2 protein-coding genes are annotated in these 3,807 nt (G+C 57.1%); one reads left to right on the forward strand and one right to left on the reverse strand.

All coding sequences use genetic code 11. The features are described from left to right. Positions 1-295: 295 nt before the first annotated feature. Positions 296-2,344 (forward strand): M3 family metallopeptidase, encoded by a 2,049-nt coding sequence (locus VFU50_12800; protein ID HEU5233734.1) that lies wholly within the window; start codon positions 296-298, stop codon positions 2,342-2,344. A 374-nt stretch (positions 2,345-2,718) separates the two neighbouring features. Here the strand turns inward: VFU50_12800 and VFU50_12805 are convergent, their stop codons facing one another. Next, positions 2,719-3,651, reverse strand: coding sequence for an IS3 family transposase (locus tag VFU50_12805; protein ID HEU5233735.1), 933 nt, complete (start codon positions 3,649-3,651; stop codon positions 2,719-2,721). Positions 3,652-3,807 lie beyond the last annotated feature (156 nt).

The raw sequence follows: 3,807 nt of genomic DNA on the forward strand, positions 1-3,807 counted from the left end.
CGAGCACGCATAGAAGTCTGTCCGCAACCCCACCGCAATATCCCTATGGACAGGTACGCCTGTTTTCATAGAAGTCTGTCCGCAACCCCACCGCAATATCCCTATGGACAGGTACGCCTGTTTTCATAGAAGGATGACAGACTTGTAACGTGCTGAATTTTCTACTCAGCAAGCCTTCAAGTTCCTAGCACCGTGGGACGAGTTGGTAAAAATCCGGGGTGACAATAATTCGGTTCAAAAGTCTATTTCCTCTATACTGCGTCTTCAGCCGAGCAATCTACGTATTGAGGTATTAATGGTTCTTTTCTGCCGTTTTGCGCCCGTTGTTTTCGCCCTGCTCTTCTCTGTAAGTCTCATCGCCCAAGATGCTTCTCAGCCGACTATCTGGAGCGCCAAGCCCGATGTGGCTGCGTTCGAGAAGATCGAGAACGATCGTTTAGCTGCTGCTCAGAAGGCGATCGACGAAGTTGTCGCCGTAAAAGACGCGAGAACAATCGACAACACGCTGGTTCCCTTCGACGAAGCAGTACACCAGCTTGGGTCGGCACAGTATTTTGCCGGTCTGATGCAGCAGGTGCATCCAGAGGCGACATTCCGGGATCATGCGACCGCGATGTTCCAGAAGGCGGGTGCCGCAGCTACCGCCCTGTCATTGAATCAGGACGTCTACAAGGCGCTACAGGCTCTCGATGTTTCCAAGGCCGATCCGGCGACGCGCTACTACGTGCAACGACAACTGCTGGAGTTCAAGCTCGCGGGAGTCGACAAAGATCAGGCTACGCGCGACCGTCTGAAGAAACTTCAAGACCAGCTCAATGAAGAGCAGTCGATGTTCGACCGTAATATCTCCGACGGGCAAAAGACGATAACCGCCGACTCCGTTTCGGAACTCGATGGCCTTCCGCAGGACTACATCGATCGCCACAAACCGGGAGCCGACGGAAAGATTCAGATCACCACGAATTATCCGGACTTGCTGCCGGTGTTGAAATTTGCCAAGAACGACGCGCTGCGCAAGCGTCTTTACGAGGCGTACCAAACGCGCGCGTATCCCAAGAATCTCGACCAGCTCAAGCAGATGATGCAGACGCGCTACGAGATCGCGCAGCTTCTCGGCTACAAGTCCTGGGCGGACTTCAACGCGGCCGACAAGATGATCCTGAAGGGACAGAACATAGCCGACTTCATCCAGCAGGTCGATAGCGCGGCCAAGCCGGTTGCAAAACGGGAATTTACGCTGTTGCTCGAAGAGAAACGCAAGTCCGATCCTAAGGCGACGGGAATCGGCGATTACGAGCTGCAGTATCTGCAGGAGCAGGTGCGCCGTGCGAAGTACAACTTCGATTCGCAGTCGGTGCGTCCGTATCTACCCTTCGATGGAGTGAAGAAAGGAATCCTAGACACCGCTTCGAAGCTCTTCCAACTTGAATTTCGTCAGGAGAAGGATGTTCCGTCGTGGGATCCCGCCGTCGAGACCTGGGATGTCTACGATCACGGCAAGATGGCCGGACGTTTCTATCTCGATCTGCATCCGCGTCCAGGCAAATATAGCCATGCGGAGATGGTTCCCGTGCTTGACGGGATCCGCGGCAAGCAACTACCCGAGGCGATTCTGGTCTGCAATTTTCCGGCGCCCACGGCCGATGATCCTGGACTGATGGAATATGGCGACGTGGTTACCTTCTTTCACGAGTTCGGCCACCTGATGCACTGGATCGTCGCCAGCCAGCAATGGGCAGGCGTGAGCGGCTTGACCATGGAGTCAGACTTCGTCGAGGCTCCGTCGCAGATGCTGGAAGAGTGGATGCGCAGTCCTCAAGTGCTGGCCTCGTTTGCCCATCACTACAAAACGGGCGAGCCGATCCCGGCGGATCTGGTCGAGCGCATGAATCGCGCGTCGGCCTTCGGGCGTGGCACCTGGGCGGTAACGCAGAACGAGTACACTGCCGTCTCTTACGATCTCTATAAATCGAATCCGAAGACTACTGATCCGGACACGGTCACGCAGCAGGCTGTCCGTCGCTATACCTTGCTGACGCAGACGCCGGGAACGCACATGTGGGCTTCGTTCACGCACCTGAGCGGATATTCGTCGGCTTATTACACCTATCTTTGGGACAAGGTGATTGCTGAAGACTTCTTCCGCCAGTTCGACCAGGAGAACCTGCTGGCAGGTGAGACGCCGATGCGGTATCGCCGTGTGGTGCTCGAGCCGGGTGGGACTATGTCCGCCAATGATCTGGTCAAGAACTTCCTTGGCCGTCCGCAGAACATGACGGCATTCGAGCACTGGATGTCGGAGGAGTTTGCGGGAAATCAGGGCGGAGTGCAGGCGGGAAAATAGTTCGGATCGGCGACGGGGCGAGATCGCACCGGCATCGCTTGCCAGTGTCAGGTTCTTGCCGAGGAAAGGGAAAAATCGCTGATGTTTCCCTGTTCTTTTTTGCGTCCTCGGCAAAACCGCCGACAACTTCTTTATCTCGTTGGCGATAGCTCCGATTTACCGAAATTCCCTGTTTTTTGCGGTGACCCCCTGAGGTGAGACAGAGCAAGAATTCCCTGGTTGCCGTTCGCTGAGATTTGCTCGACGAACGAAGGTTGTAGGTTGCAGCATGAGCGTGGCTGAGGAAGCGGAGGCGAGCAATGCTGGAGAGCAACTCGCCAAGGAATACTCAGCCGGAAACTCATCGCACCGATGAAGTGGGGAGGAGAGGCAGCTCATCGCCGCTCCTCCCGGACTGCTTTGCCCACATCGGGACGATAGATTTCCTCATGCCTGAAAAAACTCACCGTGGCTGCCGGCAACACGGCTGGGCTCTGCCGCAGATGTCGTTCGAACTGCTCCGGAGAGCGATAGTTCAAGGCCGAGTGCAAGCGCCGGCGATTGTAATAGTGTTCCAGAAAGTGACTGAGGCAACTCTCCAGCTCAGCCCGGTCGCGATACTGGCGCGTGTAGATTTCCTCCTGCTTGAGAGTCTTGATGAAGCTTTCACATTTGGCATTGTCGTAGGGATTGCCGGCTCGGCTCATGCTGGGAAGCAGGCCGTGGTCCTCGAGCAGGGTTACATACTCGCGGCAAGCATATTGAATGCCGCGATCGGAATGATGAACCAGGCCGGGAGCGGGACGGCGCAAGTGCAACGCTCGGCGCAATGCCGCCAGGGCCAGAGGAGCATGCAGCGATTCGTCCAGCGCCCAGCCCACCACGCGCCGGGAGAAGGCGTCCAGAATCACCGCCAGATAGACAAACTGCTCGCGCAGTCGGATGTAAGTCAGATCCGCCGCCCAGAGCTGATCGATGCCGCTTAACTGGATGCGCGCGGCCAGATTGAGATAGATCGGCCAGTCGTGGTTGGCGTCGGTGGTGAGCAGGAAACGGCGCCGGCGCAGACACAGCAGATTATCTTCCCGCATGATGCGCGCTACGCGCTTGTGATTCACTGCCCAGCCTTGCTGGCGCAGCTCCCAGCTCACACGACGATATCCATAGTTGCCGCGATGGGCGAGCACGATCTGCTGCACCTGCGCGCGCACTTCGGTCTCCTCCACACGCGGCTCGTGCTCTTGCCAGTGACGATAAAATCCTGCCCGGCTCACTCCCGCCATCCGGCACAGGGACTCGATGCTGCGGTGCGCTTGCGGCTGCATCATTCGGATTTGCTCGTAGATGCAGTCTCGCCAGCGGCGTTGCTGTGCTGGCGTCGAGCCTCGATTCTGCGCAAGGCACCGCGCAAGAAATCCACTTCCACCACCTTGCCTGCCAAGGCTTGCTTCAGTCGCTGATTCTCCCGCTGCAGCCGCTGCTCC

It is taken from the genome of Terriglobales bacterium (assembly GCA_035764005.1).
Classification (GTDB): domain Bacteria; phylum Acidobacteriota; class Terriglobia; order Terriglobales; family Acidobacteriaceae; genus Gp1-AA112.